Here is an 18,865-nt window from a genome sequence, read left to right on the forward strand (position 1 = left end):
TTTCTTATCTTCTGGAAGGCGGGCCTGCCGGAACGGTCTGCATCAGCAAGCGCCCTTTTCGCTGCAGAACGCAATCTTTTTCCCTTCCAGAATGAGGTTGGTCGTGCGCACGGCGCACATTTTGCCGCACATCGAGCATTGGTGCCGTTCGCTCGGCGGCACCTGGTTGTAAAATCGCTCGGCCTTTTCCGGATCGAGCGCGAGCGAGAACTGTCGTTCCCAATCCAGCCGGTGACGGGCCTCGGCCATAGCGTTGTCGCGGTCGCGCGCGCCGGGCAGGCCGAGCGCGATATCCGCCGCGTGCGCCGCGATTTTGCTGGCAGCGATCCCCTCGCGTACGTCGTTCTCATCCGGCAGGCGCAGATGCTCGGCCGGTGTGACGTAGCATAGGAAATTCGCGCCGGCCTGCGCCGCGATTGCGCCGCCGATCGCCGAGGTGATATGGTCATAGCCGGGCGCGATATCGGTTACAAGCGGGCCGAGGACATAGAACGGCGCGCCGTGGCACAGGCGCTTCTGCAGTTTCATGTTGGCTGCGATTTCGTCCATCGCCATATGGCCCGGCCCCTCGACCATGACCTGCACATCGCGCGCCCAGGCGCGGCGTGTCAGGCTGCCCAGCTCGATCAGCTCGCTGAGCTGGCCCGCGTCCGAGGCGTCGGCCAGGCAGCCGGGGCGCAGCGCGTCGCCGAGCGAAATGGTCACATCGTATTGGCGCAGGATGTCAAGCACATCGTCGTAATACTCGAAGAACGGGTTCTCGTGGCCGGTCATCTGCATCCACGCGAACAGCAGCGAGCCGCCGCGCGATACGATATTCATTTTGCGCCCCTCGCGCATGAAGGCCTCGACCGCGCGGCGGTTGAGGCCCGCGTGGATGGTCATGAAGTCCACTCCCTCCCTGGCGTGCGCCTCTACCACGCGCAGGAAATCCTGCGCGGAGATCTCCAGCAGGTCCTTTTCCAGATACCCGATTGCATCATACATGGGTACCGTGCCGATCATGGCGGGAGAAAGGTCGATGAGCTGCTGGCGGAACGTATTGGTCTTGCCGTAGTTGGACAGGTCCATGATGGATTCCGCGCCCATATCGATGGCCATGCGTACCTTGCGCATCTCCATCTCATAATCCTTGCAGTCGCCCGAAATGCCGAGGTTGACGTTGATCTTGACACGGGTGCCGTCGCCCACCGCCTCCGCGGACAGACTTTTGTGGTTGATGTTGGCCGGAATCGCAATCGTACCCTTTGCGACGCGTTCCATGATGAACTCGACCGGACGGTTCTCCTTTTTGGCGACCGTTTCGATCTCCGGCGTGACGATGCCGCGCTTGGCGGCGTCCATCTGGGTTGCATAGTTTCTCATGGCTTGCTGATGCTCCTTTTCTTATATTGTCACCCGAACACGGCGTTTCCCAGACCGCCGCAGCATGCGGTGCGCTCTGTCCGCGGCGGCGCGCCGTGTTCCGGCGGCTGACAAAAGGCTGCGGGAGAAAGTCCCCCTCCCGTGTGGGATGCCTGCGGTGGTCAGACGTACAGATAATCGGCCATGACCGGCTGAAGCCCGTGCCGGCAGATGGCATCATAGACCTCCTCGACCGAGCGCTCGTCCGAGATTTCAAACTGCTCGTCGCCCTTTTCCTCGCCCGAATGGCCGCCGATACCCACATCGACGCCTGCTGAGATCTTGGTCGCGGCGATGCCGATGATGTTGTCACGGAAGTCCGCGCGCTCGCGCGTCGAAATCGTGATGGACGCGAACGGCATGAATATGCGGTAGGCGCACACGACCTGCAGAAGCTGCGGCTCGTGTACGTCCTTCGGCCCCACCTTGTCGTTGTTGATGATCGGCCGCAGACGCGGGCAGGAGAACGCGATCTCCGCGTGCGGGTACTTGCGCTGGATGAGGTGGGCGTGCAGGCCGGTCGCGAACGCGTCCCTGCGGAAGTCGGACAGGCCGAGCAGCGCCGCGAAGCCCACGCCGCGCATGCCGCCCATCAGCGCACGCTCCTGCGCGTTCAGGCGGTAGGGGAAGATGCGCTTATGTCCGCCAAGGTGCAGGGTCTTGTATTTGTCCGCGTCGTAGGTTTCCTGGAATACGGTCACATAATCCACGCCGCACGCATGCAGGTAGGCGTATTCCTCTACGTTGAGCGGATAGATTTCGACGCCGATCACACGGAAATACTTGCGCGCGCACCTGGCCGTCTCGCCGATGTAGGAAACCGGCGACATGGAGCGGCTTTCGCCGGTGAGCAGCAGGATTTCCTGCAGGCCGGTGGCCGCGATCGCCTGCAGCTCCCGTTCGATCTCCTTCGCGTCGAGCTTGGCGCGGCGGATCTTGTTATGGCAGTTGAAGCCGCAGTAGACGCAGTAGTTTTCACAGTAGTTGGCGATGTACAGCGGGGTGAACATCTGCACCGAGTTGCCGAAGTGCTTCCGCGTTTCGGCCTGCGCGCGCCGCGCCATCTGTTCGAGGAAAGGCGCGGCCGCAGGCGACAGCAGCGCGGCGAAATCCTCGGGCTGCAGCACATCACGCTGCAGCGCGCGCTGCACATCCGCGGCGGTGTAGCGGTTCGCGTCGTAGGCGTTCATACGGGCGATAACCCCGTCCTGTATTTCCGAGCCGATGTCGTCCATGCCGGGCTGGTACGCCATGTGGTCGGTTTCGGCGGTGATATAGCTTGCGGAGACGATCTCCGTCTTGTTGTCGTTCATGAAAAAGTTCCTTTCCTGCGGTTTTCGGGGGGACGCGGCTCAATCGTGCAAAAAGCCGGTCAGCGGGGAGGAGGCGGACGCGGTTTCGCGCACGCGCCCTAATCCGGCGAGATACGCCGTGCGGCCCGCTTCGATCGCCTGCCGGAACGCTGCCGCCATCGCCGGAATGTCGCCCGCGGTGGCGATCGCGGTGTTTGCCATGACCGCGGCCGCGCCCATTTCCATGGCTTCGCAGGCCTGCGAGGGGCGGCCGATGCCTGCGTCCACGATGATGGGCAGGTCGATCTCGTCGATCAGGATCTGGATGAATTCCCGTGTCGTCAGGCCCTTGTTCGTACCGATCGGCGCACCGAGTGGCATGACGCACGCCGCGCCCGCGCCGGCCAGGTCGCGGGCAACATTCAGATCAGGGTACATGTACGGCATGACGATAAAGCCCTCTTTGGCGAGGATTTCGGTCGCGCGTATGGTTTCCTGATTGTCGGGCAGCAGGTATTTGCTGTCGCGCATGATCTCGATTTTGACAAAGTCGCCGCAGCCACATTCGCGCGACAGGCGCGCGATGCGCACGGCCTCCTCCGCGTTGCGCGCGCCCGAGGTATTGGGCAGCAGGGTCACGCCCGAGGGGATATAGTCCAGAATGTTGGCCACGCCGCCTTCATTCGCACGGCGCAGCGCGAGGGTAATGATCTGTGCGCCCGCGTGATGTACGGCGGCGTTGATCAGGTCGAGCGAATATTTGCCCGAACCGAGGATGAAGCGGGAGGTGAATTCATGCCCGCCCAGAATCAGCTTGTCTGCCATAAAAAGCACTCCTTTTTTTGTGAATTTTTGCTTGACCGGCTCGAAAAAGGTCGATATACTATGAAAAGGGAGAAAAATAAAAGATTTTGAGGTGCCAGTATGAAAAAGTTTATTGAGGAATTCAAGTCCTTCGCGCTGCGCGGCAACGTGATGGATATGGCGATCGGTGTTATCATCGGCGGCGCGTTCACCAGCATTGTGACCTCGCTGACCGATAACCTGATTAACCCGCTCCTCGGCTTGGCGGGCAACACCGACCTGAGCGCGTTCACACTGCAGATTGCGGGAATCGAACTCAAGTACGGCGCGTTCCTGACCTCGGTCATCAATTTCCTGATTATGGCGTTCGTGCTGTTCTGCATGCTCAAGGCGGTCAACAAGCTGACCAGCCTGGGAAGAAAGCCGGACGCGCCCGCCGCCCCGACGACCAAGAAATGCCCGTATTGCTGCAGCGATATCCCGATCGCGGCGACCAAATGCGCGCACTGCGCCTCTGAGTTGCCCCGTGAGGAGTAAGCGCCGACCCCATCCGGAAAAAGGCCCGCAGGGCCTTTTTCTTTTTTGCCCGTTACGGTTCGTGCTCGCCTAGCAGCAGGCGCAGCGTCATGGCCGCCTGGTGCGCCGCGCAGACTGCGACACGCGGCGCCATCAGCCCCAGCCCGTCGGATACATCGCTCATTCCGTCCCCGCAGAGGTACAGGCGGCCGAACCGCCGTTCCGTGCGGATGGCGTTGGCCGAGCCGAAGCCTGCCATGCCGCTGCCGGAGACGATAGGGGTTTTCGGCTGCTGTTCGAGCAGCGTTTCGATCAGCATGGCTTTCTGGTCGGGGCGGTCGAACGCCTCGCATACCACGTCGCAGCCCGCGAACAGACGGGCGGCGTTTGCCGGAATGATGCGCTCGGTATACGTTTCGTAATTTAAGTATGGATTGATTGCCTCTAGTTGTTCCAGGAGGGCGAGTGTTTTGGGGATGCCGATGTCTTTCATGGTATAGTGCTGGCGGTTGAGGTTGGTCACATCGACCACGTCGAAATCGACAAGCACTAGCCGGCCGACCCCGAGCCGCGCGAGCGATACGGCGATATGGGAGCCGAGTCCGCCCAGCCCCGCGATGCCGACCGCGGCGCGGTCGAGCTGCGCCTGAACAGCGGCGCCGTGCCGGCCGGAGAGCGCGTCGTGCAGCTCTTTCTGTGTTAAAACCATCGTATTCAGCCTCCGCCCACGAACTGTACGATCTCGACCGTGTCGGCGTCGCACAGCGTCTCCTCTGCAAAGCGGCTGCGCGGGATGATATGCCCGTTCTTTTCCACCGCCACGCGCTGCGGGTCAAGGCCGCGCGACTGCACAAGGGCCTGCACGGTCAGTAACGCAGGGCAGGGCTGTGTTTGTCCGTTTACTTTCATCAAAATACCCCCTCTTTTCCGCAAGAAAAAATGCCTCGGTTTCACCATGCGGTAAAACCGGGGCATTTGAATGTTCTGCGATGCGACAGCTTCCCTACGATGGTGTTAACCAACAGGTTCAAAAGGTTAGGCTCTCGCCCTCTCAGCCGCTCATCACGGCACCCTTGCTTGCAAACTCAGTATAGACCTGATCGGATACGGTTGTCAAGACGGAATTTTCACGGTATAATAAAAGAAACAAATGTTCGGTGGGAGGGGATGCTGTGGAACGCACGATCCTGCACTGTGACTGTAACGCGTTTTATGTCTCGGTGGAGACGCTGCTCGACCCCACGCTGGCCGAAGGGCCGAGCGCGGTCTGCGGCGATCCGGAAAGCCGGCGCGGCATCATCCTTGCAAAAAATGAGAAAGCGAAAGCGTTCGGTGTACAAACGGCCGAGACCATCTGGCAGGCCAGGCGTAAGTGTCCAGACTTACGCCTGGTCGCGCCGCACCGGTCGGAGTATGTCAAATATTCACGCCGGTGCAACGAGTTGTACCTACAGTATACCGATCTGGTTGACCCGTTCGGTATTGATGAATCCTTTCTGGATGTAACCGGAACGGCACATCTGTTCGGCACGGGGGAGCAGATCGCGGACGAGCTGCGCCGCCGCATGCGCGTGGAGGTAGGGCTGACGATCTCGGTGGGCGTGTCGTTCAACCGCGCGTTCGCCAAGCTGGGCAGCGATTACAAAAAGCCGGACGGGACAACCGTGTTTTCGCGCGGGAATTACAAGGACAAGGTCTGGCCGTTGCCGGTCAGCGCGCTGCTGTATGTGGGTCGGCATGCGCTGGATAAGCTCAGCCGCCTGGGCGTGTATACCATAGGCGATCTGGCCGTGTGCGACCCTGCGTTCCTGCACGGCGTTTTCGGGAAAATGGGCGACACCCTGCTGTGCTACGCCCGCGGGGAGGACGACGAGCCGGTGCGCCCGTTTTACGAGGAGCGCGAGGTCAAATCCGTGGGGAACAGCATGACATTCGCGCATAATCTGGTGGGCGAGGACGAATGCCGGATGGGGCTGACCGCACTGTGCGACAATGTCGGCCGCCGCTTGCGGCGGCATGGGCTGGTGTGCCAGACCGTGCAGCTCGGCATCCGCGATCCGGAATTCCGCAACCGCTCGCGGCAGGTCACGCTGGAACGCCCGACCAATTCCACGCGCGCGCTGATCGATATTTCCATGGCCCTGTTGCGCGCGCACTGGCAGATCGGCAGGCCGATCCGGATGCTGTCGGTCACGGCGGCGAACCTGCTGCCCGAAGCGCAGTCGTGCGAGCAGCTTTCCCTGTTTGACGCAGCGGAAGCGCGGCAGGCGCGCGAAAAGCAGCGCCGGCTGGACCGGACGGTGGATGCACTGCGGGAGCGGTTCGGAGACCAGTCGGTGGTGTTCGCCCACTCGGTAAAGAAAGAGGATAAGGAAAAAGAAGAAAATAAGCCCTGACAGTATCAGGGCTTATTGCTTCAGCGGCCGTCCCAGGCCTGACGCAGAAGCGCGGCGGCTTCGTCGATCTGGCGCTCGGTCAGGCCGGCGTAGCCGAGCACCAGCGTGGCCCGCGGCGGCTTGACCGGCGGCGTGTAATAGGCGGACAGACCGTAGACCCGCACCCCGACCGCGCGTGCCCGGTTGATCAGCTCGCCTTCCAGCATGCCGCTGCGCATATGCAGCAGCAGGTGCAGTCCGGCTTCGGAGCGCGAAACCTCGTGCGGCAGGCCGGCCAGCTCCCGGTCGAGCGCGGCCATGAGCGCGTCGCGCCGCGCTTGGTACACCTTGCGGCTGCGGCTGATATGCCGTTCGAAGCCCCCCGTGCGCATAAACGCGGCGAGCGTATGCTGGTCAAAGCTGGGTACGGTGGAGGAATAGAGCGAGAACTGCGCGCGGTAGCGGGCCATGAGCGCGTCCGGCAGCACCAGATAGCTGATGCGCAGGCCGGGCGCCAGGCTTTTGGCGAAGGTGTTGACATACACCACGCGGCCTGCGCGATCCAGCTCGCCCAGCGCGGGGATGGGGCGGGAGGCATAGCGGAACTCACTGTCGTAATCATCCTCGATGATATACCGGTCCGGAGCGGCGGAGGCCCAGCGCAGCAGCTCGAGCCGCCGCGCCGCGGGCATGACCGTGCCGAGCGGGAAATGGTGTGAGGGCGTCAGGTAGACCACGGAGGCGTCGCTCGCGGCGAGCGCATCCGCGCGCAGGCCCTGCTTGTCCAGCGGGATCGGGCGCGCTGTGATGCCGTTCACCGCGAAGATCTGGTACAGCTTGCGGTAGCCGGGGTTTTCCAATGCGTACACACGGTCGCGGCCCAAAAGCTGGATGACCAGATGCATCAGGTATTCCGACCCCGCGCCCACCAGAATATTGTCCGGCGACACGTTGATTCCGCGAAAATCGTACAGGTAGCGAACGATCTCCGCGCGCAGCTCAGACGCGCCGCAGGGGTCGGTCACGCGCAGCAGGCGGTCGGAGTATTCGCTCAGCACGCTGCGCGATAAGCGCGCCCAGGTGGAAAACGGGAAGCAGCCGTTGTCCACGATGTTGGTGCGGAAATCATAACGGCAGACCGGCTCCGGAGCGTTACGCTGCGGTGCCTGCGCAGCCGCAACGCGGGGCGGGGCGGCCGGCACAGCGAGCTGACGCTGCACAAAATAGCCGCGCCGCGGCTCGGAAACCAGATAACCTTCGGCCAGAAGCTGGCTGTAAGCGGTTTCGACCGTGATCTGACTGATGCGCAGGTTGGCGGCGAGCTGCCGTTTGCTGGGCAGGCGTTCGCCGCCCGCGAGCGTGCCGGACATAATATCCGCGCGCACCGCGCGGTAGAGTTGTTCATACAGCGGGGTTTTGGCGTGCGGATCGAGATGATAGGTGAGCATAGAACCTCCTTGCAGGGTGTGGCCAAAAGTGGGCTTATTTGGCCGCCGCAAATGCGGCGGCTTCTGTTATCCAGCCCATCAGCTCCGCATCGAGCTGTGTCTCATCTGAGAGAAGTAGATGGTGCGTCCATCGGTTGGGGTACGGCTCGACCGCCATCCAGATGCGCGGTGAGGATATCCGGTACGGCAGCCCGATGCTGACCACGACAGACGGCTCGCCGACCTTGCGGCGCGGCAGGGAGACAAACGCAAACCCGTGCCGGTTTTCCAGGGTGATCTGGCTTTTCAGCACGCGGATATGGGTATCCGGACGGGCAGCCAGCACCTTGGCGGCAAAAGCCTGGTACAGTTCAAGCTCGCGCGGGCGGCGGTCAAAAAAACGCAGTACATCCATCGCAGAAAAATCCGGCATAGCAAATCCCTCCATGCTGGCATTGTTATCTTTACAATACCAGTATGAAGGGATAATGTCAATGATATATACGGTCACAGAACATGGTAGTGCGGGATGATATCCTCGTATCGGCCGTCCTTCCTGCGGAAGCCGCCGGGGATGATGCCGAGCTGTACAAAGCCGAGCCGCCGGTACAGCGCGAGCGCGGGCGCGTTGGTGCGGACGACCGCGTTGAATTGCAGCACACGGAAGCCGAGGTCCTTGGCGGCTTCCATGCAGTGCCGCACGAGCGTCTCCCCGATATGCTGCCCGCGCAGCCCGCTTTTTACGGCATAGCTCGCGTTGCAGATGTGGCCGCATCGGCCCACGTTGTTGGGATGCAGGATATAAAGGCCGACGGCCTGGCCGCTCTCCTGATCGACCGCAACGCCGGTAAAGGACTGCTCGCTAAAGAACGCCAGACCGGAGGGATGATCGAGCGTCTCGGTCTGCGGGAAAGCCATGCCCTCCTCGACGACCTCGTTCCAGATTGCGACCGCCGCCGCATTCAGCGACGGCTCAAATTTTTTGACAATAATATCCATGGTAAAGACTCCTTTTGGCTGCGTGCGGACACGGCGGTCAGACCAGTCCGAGCACGCGTACGATGTACAGCAGTACGGTCAGCGTCACCGCGCTGAACGCGGTGGTCACAACAACGATGGAGGAGGCGAGTTCCGCATCCCCGTGCAGCTTTTTCGCCATAACGTAGCCGGCCGGAGGGGCGGGCGTGCCAAGCATAATCAGGATGGTCACAAGCGCCTGCCCGCGGAAGCCCATCCAGACAGCAACCGGCAGGAACACGATCGGCAGGCCGACCAGCTTGATGAACGACGCAGCCGAGGTTGGTACGATCTTCTTGAACGCTTTGGCGCCCTCAAAGCTCGCGCCGATACTGAGCAGGGCGAGTGGCGTGGCGCAGTTTGCCAGCGCGTCGAGCGTTTTGGCCACCATGGCGGGGGACTCGACCTGCAGGAAAGAGAACGGCAGCGCGATCAGGATGCCGAGGATGATGGGGTTGGTGACTACGCCGTGAAGCGTGCGGCCCGCAAGCCCCTTTTTCTGAGAGGGTTCGGCGGCGCTCAGCGTGAGCGCAACGACCGAGAAAATATTGAACAGTGGTACGCTTGCCAGGATCATCAACGGCACCAGGCCGGCGTTGCCGTAAAGGTTCATCATAAAAGCCATGCCGAGGATCGCCTGGGAGCCGCGGAAAGCACCCTGGGTGAACGCGCCGACCATGGCCTTTTCGGGCAGCAGCAGGCTCGCGCCCGCCCAGATCACGAAGAACGAGAGCAGCGTCGCGCAGAAGCAGAACAGGAAAAAACGCAGGTCGAACTGCTCGGCGATGCTGTTAGAGGAGATGCTGCGGAAGAGAGAAATGGGCAGCAGCAATTTGAACACCAGGTTGTCCATATCCTTCATCGTGGCGGGAGAGAAAAAATGCCACCGCTGCAGCAGCTTGCCCAAAATAATCAGGACAAAAATTGGTACGGTGGCGTTGAGACAGAAAATCAGGTTATCCATTTGCGGCGCCCCCCATTCCGGCCTCTTCCTGCTGGAAGAAGTCCTGCAGCTTTTCCAGGCTCTGCGCCAGAATAGCAGCCTGCTCGGGCGAGAGCGTGTCCATGACCGACGCGATCATGCGGTCGTGGAACGCGCGGTGGTATTCGTAAGCCGCGCGACCCTTGTCGGTGAGCGTGACGTTGACCACGCGACGGTCGCTTTTGTCGCGCGAGCGCCGCACGAGATCTTTTGCCTCCAGCTTGTCGCAGGCCACGGTCAGGGTGGCCAGCGTGACGCCGATTGAGCGCGCGACCTCGCTCATGCGGATCGGCTCAAGCGCTCCGATTTTTTCGATGATATGGATTTCGGTGATCGAAACCGCGCTGCCCAGGCCTTCTGCCATGACGCGCTCCTCAATTTTATTGATGCGGCCGAACATATCGACCAGAAAGGAATTGAGCTGCTCTGCGCTGGCCATATATGCACCGCCTTTCCATCAGTTACTTATACTAACTAAATATTAGCATACCAAAACAAAAAAAGCAATAAAAAGGGCTTCCCTTTTGGGGGAAGCCCGAAAAAACAGGGAAGCTCAGTCCGCGAGAAGCTGCTGCTGCACGGGTTCAAAGCCCAGGCGGGCGATGGTGTCCGAAAAGCGCTCGCCCTGCCTGCCTTGGTCGCGGAACAGCGTCAGCGCGCGTTCGATGACCGCGAGCACCTCGTCCTTATCGGTGAAAATGCGGTCGAGCTTGCGGCCCATAGCGGTGCGCTTGCCCCAGCGCCCGCCGATATAGACCGCATAGCCCTGCACCTTGGCGCCGACCACGCCGAACGGACACTTCTGGTAGCAGCGCCCGCAGTGGTTACAAGCCTCGCTGTTGAAATCCAGCTTGCCGTCGCCCAGCTTGCTGGCGCCGATCGGGCAGGCCTTTTCAATTTGGCAGACCTTGCAGCCGCGGCACTTGTCCATATCGTGGGCGGGTACACGCTGGCCGATGACGCCAATATCGTTCAGGTCGGGCTTGACGCAGTTGTTCGGGCAGCCGCCGACCGCGATCTTGAACTTGTGCGGCAGGCGCTCCTCATGCCAGCCGATAAAAAACTTGTCGTGTATCTCGCGCGAGAGCGCATAGGTATCGATCAGGCCGTACTGGCAGGTTGTACCCTTGCAGGAAACGACCGGCCGGACCTTTGGGCCGGTGCCGCCGGTTTCCAGGCCGTGCTCCTTGAGGAACGCGCGCATCGGCTCGATATTGTCATAGGGGACATGCTGGATCTCAACGGTCAGGCGGGTGGTCATGGCGATTTCGCCGTTGCCGAAGCGCTCGGCGGCTTCGGCGATCGCGCGACTTTCCGCGGCGGTGATCTTACCGTTACGGGTGATGACGCGGCCGTTAAAGCAATCCTTTGTGTTCTTATCCCGCAGGAAGCCAAGCCCTTTAACGCGCTTGATATCCTCGGCGGAGGGGATCGTACCCGCTGTGTTCATAATATTCCTCCTTGTCCTGATGCGGTTGGGGCGCTGTGCGGCGCGCCGCGCCGGTACGCGGCGGCACATGTGAAAGGACCGCACACTGTCTTTGTTTTTATTGTAACAGGATTATGCGGGGATAGCAATTATAATCTCAAGCAGGCGTGGTAATATCAGCCTTTTACGGCATAGGCTCCCATGATTGGGGGATTTATAAAAAAACCAGCCTCCGCAGGAGGCTGGTTTGCCGGATGCTCATTCCGCGGGCAGGAACAGCAGGTTCAGGTCGACCGGCCCTTCGATGCCGGAAATCCGGCCCTCGTCCGTATACTGCCACATGGCAAAGCCGCCCGGAAGGGAGGGGCTTGCCGTATAGTCCGCATACCAGACCGGATAGTGGTCGAGCTTTTCCATATCGTACATATTGTGCGCCCAGTCGGTATTGACATAGATCATGGGCAAGTAGCCGGCCTTGTAAATGCGCCGGCAGAAAGCGAGCGCGTTCAGCGTCGCCTGTTCGCCGCTCAGGCCGTCCGTCCGCGTCTGACCCGCTGAGTATTCCTCCTGGTCGTATACAACCGGATACCCGACCGGATAGTCGCGGATCAAATCGAGCAGGTAATCGGCCTCCTCCTCGGCCTCGGCTTCGTTCAGGGCCTGGGAGTAAAGGTAGACGCCCACCTGCAGGCCGGCGTCCGCGGCGCCCTGGATATTTTTTTCAAACGTATCGTCCGGCACGAGCCGGCCGGTTTCATAGCCGCGGTAGGCGGCGCGGATGATGGCGAATTCCGCGCCCGATTCCTTGACCGCCTGCCAGTCGATTTCCCCTTGGAAGGTGGAAACGTCGATGCCCGGCGAGGCGATAATATTTTTTCCGCTGTCCTCATATGTATAGAACGGGCTGCCGGTCTGCAGCAGGACATGATCCACCTGGATATTGCGCAGGCCGAGCGCGTTTTTGATGATGCTGTGGTGGGCGTGGTATGCCACGAATATGGTTACTGCGGTAGACACGAGGAAAACAGCGGCCAGCGCCAACAGCAGCAGCCGCCTGGATTTTTTCGCGCGGCGCTGCGGCCGGCGGGGGTAAAGAGGCTGACTCATAGACACTCCTTGAAGCATTGGTTAGGATATAAGGCATTATACCACAGGGAATTTTGTTTTTCCACAAAAAACGCAGGATTTCGACGATCAGGCGGTTAGACAGGCGGCAGGAGGGGGAAGAAATGAAGCGATCGGTTGTGGAGCATGCCGTGTTCGGCGTGTTGGGCGGCTTGGTCTACATGGGGATAGAGGTGTTGTGGCGCGGCCGCAGCCATCCGACCATGCTGCTGCTGGGCGGCGTGTGCTTTGTCGTGATCGGGCGGCTCAACGAGCGGCAGGGCTGCGCGCCGCCGCTCTGGGCGCAGGCTGCGGCCGGCGCGGCGGCGGTGACGTTGCTGGAACTGGCGACGGGGCTGATCGTAAACAGGTGGCTGGGATGGAATGTGTGGGATTACAGCGATATGCCCCTCAATTTTATGGGGCAGATCTGCCTGCCTTACAGCTTGGCATGGCTGCTTCTGAGCGCCGTGGCCGCAAGGCTGGAGGACGGGCTGCACGCCCTGGCGAACCGCATATGGATAGCGGTATGGCGATAAGGGAATGCATCCCGACCAGCGCCGGAAGGGCAAGCCGGTAAAACAAGGCCCCCCTGTTTTCAGGGGGGCCTTTCGGGATATGGAGCGGATGATGGGAGTCGAACCCACCTATGCAGCTTGGGAAGCTGCCGTTCTACCGATGAACTACACCCGCGGATAACGCTTTTATTGTAACCGCCGGCGCGCTATTTGTCAAGAGCCGGATTGAAACGAAATAAAATTTGGGGGAGGCGGCCGGCAGGGCGGCGGACAAAAAAGAGCGGGGAAAGCATCCTTTCCTTTTGCCGCGTGGTATGCTATACTGTATGATAGTTGGAAATCACAGACCGGCGGAGAGGAGAGCTCATGTTCAAAAGAAGAAATAAACCGGCAAAGGCAGAAAGCGCGGTAGAAACGCGCAGGCGGGTGCGGCGGCGGCTGACCATCCGCGGCGTGCTGTCCTTTTTTATCATTCTGACGTTCATCCGTTCGGCTTTCATGCACCGCTATGAGAATATGTTCGTGGCGCTGCTCGCGCTGATCCTGTTCTGCGTACCCATGCTGATCGAGCGCAGCTTGGCAATCGATATCCCGCCTTTGATGGAGGGGATCATCTACTGCTTTATCTATGCGGCGGAAATACTGGGCGAAATCAACTCGTTTTATACGATCATACCCGGCTGGGACACCATGCTGCACACTATCAACGGCTTTCTGGTCGCGGCGGTCGGCTTCTCCCTGATCGATCTGTTCAACCGGAGTGAGCGGTTTTCCTTTAAGCTGTCGCCGCTGTTCCTGGCGATCGTGGCGTTCTGCTTTTCCATGACGGTTGGCGTTTTGTGGGAGTTTTTTGAATTCGGCATGGATCAGTTTTTCGGAACGGATATGCAAAAGGATTTCCTCGTCCAAACGGTCAATTCCGTGTCCCTCAACCCCACGGGTCTCAACACGGTCGTGCATGAACCGATCGAGAGCCTGATCGTTAACGGGAAGGACTGGATGCAGTTCCCAGGCGGCTATCTGGATATCGGCCTGATCGACACGATGAAGGATCTGCTGGTGAATTTTGTCGGCGCGGTCATTTTTTCCGCGATCGGGTTCTTTTACGTCAAGACCCGCGGCAGGGGGAAGCTGGCGGCGTCGCTTATCCCCATCGTGCTTGATCCGGATGAGGCGGAGCAGCAGGATAAAACGGAAAAAACACAAAAAAACGCGGGGGACAGGGAACCGGACGGCGGCGGCTCCGTCTAACCCTCCAGAGAATCAGGAAAGGGGAATCCCAAACACATGAAAAAAAGACTGACCGCGGCTTCGCTTGCGGCGCTGATGGCGGTAACGACACTGCCGATTTCCGCATGCGCCGCCGCCTCGAATGAAACAGACGGCGCGCCCGTGCCGCAGCTTAATACGGCCGACCACATGCAGTATATGAACGGCTATGCGGACGGCACGTTCCGGCCGGATATCCCGATCATCCGCGCGGAGGCGTGCAAGCTGATCGCTTCACTCCTGACCACAAAAGCGGCAAACGGGGATCATCTGTTCACGGATGTGGACGTTTCCGCGTGGTACGCGGACGCGGTGCGCCAGATGGCTGGCTTCGGCCTGGTGAGCGGCTATGCGGACGGCACGTTCCTGCCGGACATGGCGATTACCCGCGCGGAGTTCGTCACCATCCTCGCGCGCTTCCCGCATGATGATATCGGCACGGAGCGGACGTTTGCCGACGTACCCGCCTCCCACTGGGCGCACGGCGCGGTGCAGACCGCGCTGGCGCAGGGCTGGATCTCCGGCGACCCGTCCGGCCTGTTCCGGCCGGACGACCCGATCACCCGCGCGGAAACCGTCGCCATCCTCAACCGCGTGCTGGGCCGTGCGGGCGACGCGGTGACGGCTGCTACCAGCGAGGGCATCCGCATCATGCCGGACGTGCCGGATACGCACTGGGCTTATCTGGACATGCTGGAAGCGACCACAGACCACGAATATGAGATAACCGACGGGATCGAGAGCTGGACCGGCTTTGACAGGGAGGTTTCCGGTCTGGCGGAAGGTTGGCAGAACATAAGCGGCATGCTGTTCCATGTCAACGCGGACGGGCAGTTTGATCACAACGTGGTGATCGACAATCTGGAGCTGGACCGTAACGGCCGCTACACGACCGGCTCGGAGGAGCTGGATCGGTTGCTCGCTCCGGCGGTGGGCAACGTGCTGAAGGACGGATTGACCCAGATGGAGCGCCTGAGGGCGGTATACTTGTACGCCAAGGGTTCGTTTGGCTATCTGGGCATTGGCGAGGTCGATACCTCCAAGGCCGGCTGGGAGATCGAGCAGGCGATCAACATGCTCAAAACGGGCAGGGGAAACTGCTACTCCTGGGCATCCCTGTTCACCTATCTGGCGCGCCAGGTCGGCTATGATGCCAAGACGGTCGTCGGCACGGGCGTCAGCCCCAAGGGCAGCGAATCGGTACACGCTTGGACCGAGATCACAATCGACGGCACAGCCTATACATTCGACCCGCAGATCGAGAGTGTTTACGCCGCCCGTTATGATGAGTACTACGACCTGTTTATGAAGCCCTACGGCGAAGCGGAATGGGGCTACAAGAAATCCGACGAGCCTCAGTCGCCGGAGGAACCGCAGGAGCCGGAGGCGGACGCCGCTCTGGTTTCGCTGATGGAAAAGGTCTATGGCAATAAGCCGTACGGCGGCATGGTCATGCAGACTCCGCTGTACAGCGGCATGGGCGCGGACGGCATGAGCCGAGGGCTGCAGTGGTACCTCGGCACCGAGGATATCGCGTTTGAGGCCGGCCTTGCCTCCGAGTCCGCGATCACCTCGCAGGCGCACTCGGTGGTCCTGCTCCGCCTTGCGGACGGTGCGGACGTGGACGCGGCCAAGAGCAAGCTGGCCGAAAGCGTGGACCCGCGCAAGTGGATCTGCGTGGGCGTGGCGGACGAAAACGTCAAGATCGACAGCGTCGGCAATCTGGTCTGCGTAATCATGGATGATGAAAACGCGGACTATTATCTGGAAAATTTCCGCTCGATCGCCGTAGCGGAGTAAGCGTTGCTATGAAAAAACCGCAGCCGTCAGGCTGCGGTTTTTTGCTGTGCGTGGACGGACGGGCGGCGCTTATTCGGCGCCGCTGTTATCCTCCTTGATCTCGCCGCGCCGGAACGCGGCCAGCAGGTCCTTGAGGTCGTCGATCGTCTGCTGAAGCGCGCGGCCGTTGTCGGTCTCGCTGATGCGGATGCGGTTTTCCGACCGGTCGAACGCCATGGAGGTGGACAGGATATCCTTGTTGTCCCGAATGGCGTTGCGTCTGCCTGGAAACGGCTCGTGTGCCGTGATGTGGATGCCCCAGGAATCGTATACCAGCGTATAGCCCGCGATGCCGGTGGTGGGCTGGTACGCGCGGCAGAAGCCGCCGTCGATCACGATCAGGCGGCCGCCCGCCTTGATCGGGCTTTCCCCGTCCTTGGTCTTGACCGGCACATGGCCGTTGACGATATGGCAGTGCTCGCCCTCCAGCCCGAATTCGCGCAGAATGCGCACGAACACGGCGTCCTCGTTGTAGAAGGAATAGTAGGGGTTTTTTGGCTCGGCCCAGGTCGCCTGATCGGCGATCAGGCGGCGCTCAAACGTTGCGATATGGTCGCGGCCGAACGAGGGGGAGTTGCGCCCGCACCACAAAAACCATAGGAAATCCTTGCCGAACTGCCGCTCCGGCGTTCCCTCGCGGGCATAATAGCCTTGTCGCGCGGCGGTTTCGCACCAGTCCATCAGCGCCTTGCCGGAAAGCGTTTTCCCGCCGAACGAGAACGTGAGGAATTCTCCCCTGTCGTCCATCGGGATGCAGCCGTGGTACAGAAGGTTGCCGTTGAAGCACTTGTACAGCCCGCCCTTGGAATAGAGGAAGCGGATATGACGCTGGAGCTTTTCACTGCGCAGGAACGAGTTTTTGAGCTGCCCCATCAGCTCGGCCTCGGCTTCGGACAGGCGGTAGGGGTCGGCAGGGTCGATGGTCGGGAAATCGCAGTCGCGCAGCGGGTAAACGCCCGAGGGGAGCCGCACCGTGCCGCCTGAGAAGTCGATTTTGTCGAGCAGCAAGCGGTCGTCCATGCGGAACGAGGGGTTGCGCATGATGGTCTGACCCTCCAGCTTGAACTGGATGACCGCGATTGCCTTGTGCATGCGCGCGGCGCGGGTGACATCCACCTTGGACTGCTCGCCCTCCTCCACGGTCTTGGGGAGAAAGCAGGATATGTCCGAGCTGCGGTAGGTTTCATCCGCGAACAGCGCGAGCGGGCGTAGGCTGATGCCGTAGCCGGTCTCGATGACATCCAGATTGTTGTAGGTGATCGAGTTGCTCAGGACGGTTGCGATGCAGGTGCGGCTGCCCGTGGCGGCGCCCATCCACAGCACGTCGTGGTTGCCCCATTGGATATCGACCGAGTGGTGCTCCATCAGTAGGTCCATGATGATGTCCGCGCGCGGGCCGCGGTCAAAAATATCGCCCACGATGTGCAGGTGGTCGACGACCAGGCGCTTGATCAGGTTGCACATGGAGATGATGAATTCCTCCGCGCAGTCGGTTTCGATGATGGAGGCGATAACCGTGTCGAAATACTCGCGCTTGTTGAAGATATCATTGTTTTTGTTGAGCAGCTCGTTGATGATGTCACCGTTCCAGACGGGCAGCGCGCGGCGCACCTTGGCGCGCGTATATTTGGAGGCGCACAGGCGGCAGATCTCGATCAGCCGGCGCAGGGTGATGCGGTACCACTCCGCGCGGTTAGGGGCCGCGTCGGCCAGCTCGGAAAGCTTTTCCTCCGGATAATAGATGAGCGTGGCGAGCCGCGCGCGCTCGTCCGCGGGCAGAGCGTCGCGCAGCACGATGTCCACCTTTTCCCGCACAGCGCCCGAAGCGTTGTTCAGGATATGCACGAAAGCCTCGGCCTCGCCGTGCAGATCGCTCATGAAATGCTCGGTGCCCTTGGGCAGGCTGAGGATGGCCTGTAGGTGGATGATCTCGCTGCTGGCCGCGCGCACGTTGGGATACTGTTGTGCGAGCAGGCGCAGGTATTTCTGTCTTTCGGTGCGGTTGTCCATGAAAACGCCTCTTTCTGCATGTGGTTTGGTCTGATTCCAGTATGACATAAAACCGGACGGAACTCAAAGGGATTTGTGTAAAAAATGAAAAAAACCGCCCAGGGCGGTTTTTCTATTTGGGCCGTTTGGGGGTGCGCGTGCGGTCGGGCGCCCAGCCCTTCAGCGGGTAGCGCTGGATCGCGCCGAAAATCCGCTCGCGCAGGCCGGGCATGGTCTGTTCAAGGCTTTTAAGCAGGTCCTTGATCTCCTGCCGCTTGGTGTTGCCGTCCGCGGGGCAGGGGTTATGCACGATCGGAAGCACATGCCGCGCGGCGAACGAGCGGACATAGTACTCCGGCGTATACAGCAGCGGCCGGATGAGCGTGATTCCAGTGCGGTCAAGAAAGGTTACCGGCTGGAAGCAGGAGATGCGGCCCTCATAAAACAGCGAAAGCATATAGGTCTCCACCACGTCGTCAAAGTGGTGGCCGAGCGCGACCTTTTTGCAGCCGGCGGCCTTCGCGGCTTCGTGCAGCGCGCCACGGCGCATCTTGGCGCACAGCGCGCAGGGGTTCTCCTCCTTGCGGATATCGAAGATGATCGGGCCAATCTGGGTCGGGATGCGGATATATTCCACGCCCAGCTCGTCGCACAGCGCCTGGACCGGAGAGAAATCCATCTCCGCGTAGCCCATCTCGAGCGTGATGGCCACGATCTCGAATTTTTGGGGGTAAAATGCCCGCAACTTCGCCAGCGCGACGAGCAGCGCGAGCGAATCCTTGCCGCCTGACACGCCAACCGCGATGCGGTCGCCCTCTTCAATCATATGGTAGTGGTCCACCGCGCGGCGGACGTAGGAAAGCATTTTCTGCATGATGCGGCCTCGTTTCCGTTAAATAC

19 protein-coding genes, 1 tRNA gene and 1 riboswitch are annotated in these 18,865 nt (G+C 60.8%); of the genes, 5 read left to right on the top strand and 15 right to left on the bottom strand.

The window, feature by feature from the left end; genetic code table 11:
* Positions 1 to 42 precede the first annotated feature (42 nt).
* The 3 genes from thiC to H8S45_RS09110 all read right to left on the bottom strand — a co-directional run bounded on the left by thiC (position 43) and on the right by H8S45_RS09110 (position 3,521).
* Positions 43 to 1,365: a phosphomethylpyrimidine synthase ThiC gene (gene thiC, locus H8S45_RS09100; protein ID WP_054326705.1), complete on the bottom strand. Its 1,323-nt coding sequence runs from the start codon at positions 1,363 to 1,365 to the stop codon at positions 43 to 45.
* A gap of 161 nt (positions 1,366 to 1,526) precedes the next feature.
* Complete coding sequence (gene thiH / locus H8S45_RS09105; RefSeq protein WP_054326706.1) at positions 1,527 to 2,717, bottom strand: 2-iminoacetate synthase ThiH; 1,191 nt, start codon at positions 2,715 to 2,717, stop codon at positions 1,527 to 1,529.
* Positions 2,718 to 2,756: 39 nt separating this feature from the next.
* A complete protein-coding gene (locus H8S45_RS09110) occupies positions 2,757 to 3,521 on the bottom strand; it encodes a thiazole synthase (protein ID WP_054326707.1) in 765 nt (254 codons plus the stop codon).
* Between the two features lie 99 nt (positions 3,522 to 3,620).
* Here H8S45_RS09110 and mscL point away from each other — a divergent pair, with 99 nt between their 5' ends.
* Positions 3,621 to 4,037: a large conductance mechanosensitive channel protein MscL gene (mscL, locus tag H8S45_RS09115; protein WP_054326708.1), complete on the top strand. Its 417-nt coding sequence runs from the start codon at positions 3,621 to 3,623 to the stop codon at positions 4,035 to 4,037.
* A 52-nt stretch (positions 4,038 to 4,089) separates the two neighbouring features.
* Here mscL and thiF read toward each other — a convergent pair whose 3' ends face one another.
* Together thiF and thiS are read right to left on the bottom strand one after the other, a co-directional pair.
* The gene (gene thiF / locus H8S45_RS09120; RefSeq protein ID WP_054326709.1) at positions 4,090 to 4,725 is read right to left on the bottom strand and encodes a sulfur carrier protein ThiS adenylyltransferase ThiF; all 636 of its coding nucleotides are present in this window, start codon (positions 4,723 to 4,725) and stop codon (positions 4,090 to 4,092) included.
* A 5-nt stretch (positions 4,726 to 4,730) separates the two neighbouring features.
* Positions 4,731 to 4,925, bottom strand: a complete 195-nt coding sequence (thiS, locus tag H8S45_RS09125; protein WP_054326710.1) for a sulfur carrier protein ThiS — start codon at positions 4,923 to 4,925, stop codon at positions 4,731 to 4,733.
* Between the two features lie 73 nt (positions 4,926 to 4,998).
* Positions 4,999 to 5,101: riboswitch (TPP riboswitch) on the bottom strand.
* 87 nt (positions 5,102 to 5,188) lie between these two features.
* On the opposite strand from thiS, the gene dinB reads away from it, so the two are divergent.
* Entirely contained in the window at positions 5,189 to 6,412 is a 1,224-nt protein-coding gene (gene dinB / locus H8S45_RS09130; RefSeq protein ID WP_054326711.1) for a DNA polymerase IV, read from the top strand.
* A gap of 20 nt (positions 6,413 to 6,432) precedes the next feature.
* On the opposite strand, the gene pdxR is transcribed toward dinB, so the two are convergent.
* From pdxR to H8S45_RS09165, 7 genes are all read right to left on the bottom strand, one after another.
* Positions 6,433 to 7,839 carry a MocR-like pyridoxine biosynthesis transcription factor PdxR gene (gene pdxR / locus H8S45_RS09135; protein WP_054326712.1) on the bottom strand — a complete coding sequence of 469 codons (1,407 nt, stop codon included), beginning with the start codon at positions 7,837 to 7,839 and terminating at the stop codon, positions 6,433 to 6,435.
* 34 nt (positions 7,840 to 7,873) lie between these two features.
* Entirely contained in the window at positions 7,874 to 8,251 is a 378-nt protein-coding gene (locus H8S45_RS09140) for a DUF5655 domain-containing protein (RefSeq protein WP_242977842.1), read from the bottom strand.
* Positions 8,252 to 8,325: 74 nt separating this feature from the next.
* On the bottom strand, positions 8,326 to 8,817 hold the full coding sequence (locus H8S45_RS09145; protein WP_054326713.1) for a GNAT family N-acetyltransferase: 492 nt from the start codon (positions 8,815 to 8,817) through the stop codon (positions 8,326 to 8,328).
* 37 nt (positions 8,818 to 8,854) lie between these two features.
* Positions 8,855 to 9,799 carry an AEC family transporter gene (locus H8S45_RS09150; RefSeq protein WP_054326714.1) on the bottom strand — a complete coding sequence of 315 codons (945 nt, stop codon included), beginning with the start codon at positions 9,797 to 9,799 and terminating at the stop codon, positions 8,855 to 8,857.
* A complete protein-coding gene (locus H8S45_RS09155) occupies positions 9,792 to 10,256 on the bottom strand; it encodes a MarR family winged helix-turn-helix transcriptional regulator (RefSeq protein WP_054326715.1) in 465 nt (154 codons plus the stop codon). The genes H8S45_RS09150 and H8S45_RS09155 overlap by 8 nt, the downstream gene beginning before the upstream one ends.
* A gap of 114 nt (positions 10,257 to 10,370) precedes the next feature.
* On the bottom strand, positions 10,371 to 11,267 hold the full coding sequence (locus tag H8S45_RS09160) for a 4Fe-4S dicluster domain-containing protein (protein ID WP_256435198.1): 897 nt from the start codon (positions 11,265 to 11,267) through the stop codon (positions 10,371 to 10,373).
* Between the two features lie 237 nt (positions 11,268 to 11,504).
* On the bottom strand, positions 11,505 to 12,353 hold the full coding sequence (locus H8S45_RS09165; protein WP_159068082.1) for a glycoside hydrolase family 25 protein: 849 nt from the start codon (positions 12,351 to 12,353) through the stop codon (positions 11,505 to 11,507).
* A 122-nt stretch (positions 12,354 to 12,475) separates the two neighbouring features.
* Between H8S45_RS09165 and H8S45_RS09170 the strand changes: the two genes are divergently transcribed.
* On the top strand, positions 12,476 to 12,889 hold the full coding sequence (locus H8S45_RS09170) for a putative ABC transporter permease (protein WP_054326719.1): 414 nt from the start codon (positions 12,476 to 12,478) through the stop codon (positions 12,887 to 12,889).
* A gap of 80 nt (positions 12,890 to 12,969) precedes the next feature.
* Here the strand turns inward: H8S45_RS09170 and H8S45_RS09175 are convergent.
* A tRNA-Gly gene (locus H8S45_RS09175) sits at positions 12,970 to 13,043 on the bottom strand.
* 191 nt (positions 13,044 to 13,234) lie between these two features.
* On the opposite strand from H8S45_RS09175, the gene H8S45_RS09180 reads away from it, so the two are divergent.
* Together H8S45_RS09180 and H8S45_RS09185 are read left to right on the top strand one after the other, a co-directional pair.
* Complete coding sequence (locus H8S45_RS09180) at positions 13,235 to 14,119, top strand: hypothetical protein (protein WP_107631004.1); 885 nt, start codon at positions 13,235 to 13,237, stop codon at positions 14,117 to 14,119.
* A 36-nt stretch (positions 14,120 to 14,155) separates the two neighbouring features.
* On the top strand, positions 14,156 to 15,937 hold the full coding sequence (locus H8S45_RS09185; protein WP_054326720.1) for an S-layer homology domain-containing protein: 1,782 nt from the start codon (positions 14,156 to 14,158) through the stop codon (positions 15,935 to 15,937).
* A 69-nt stretch (positions 15,938 to 16,006) separates the two neighbouring features.
* On the opposite strand, the gene H8S45_RS09190 is transcribed toward H8S45_RS09185, so the two are convergent.
* Both H8S45_RS09190 and H8S45_RS09195 read right to left on the bottom strand, forming a co-directional pair.
* Positions 16,007 to 17,986: a fructose-1,6-bisphosphatase gene (locus H8S45_RS09190; RefSeq protein ID WP_147574212.1), complete on the bottom strand. Its 1,980-nt coding sequence runs from the start codon at positions 17,984 to 17,986 to the stop codon at positions 16,007 to 16,009.
* Between the two features lie 112 nt (positions 17,987 to 18,098).
* Positions 18,099 to 18,839 carry a tRNA 2-thiocytidine biosynthesis TtcA family protein gene (locus H8S45_RS09195; RefSeq protein WP_054326721.1) on the bottom strand — a complete coding sequence of 247 codons (741 nt, stop codon included), beginning with the start codon at positions 18,837 to 18,839 and terminating at the stop codon, positions 18,099 to 18,101.
* Positions 18,840 to 18,865 lie beyond the last annotated feature (26 nt).

This window comes from Agathobaculum faecis (assembly GCF_014287995.1).
Classification (GTDB): domain Bacteria; phylum Bacillota; class Clostridia; order Oscillospirales; family Butyricicoccaceae; genus Agathobaculum; species Agathobaculum ammoniilyticum.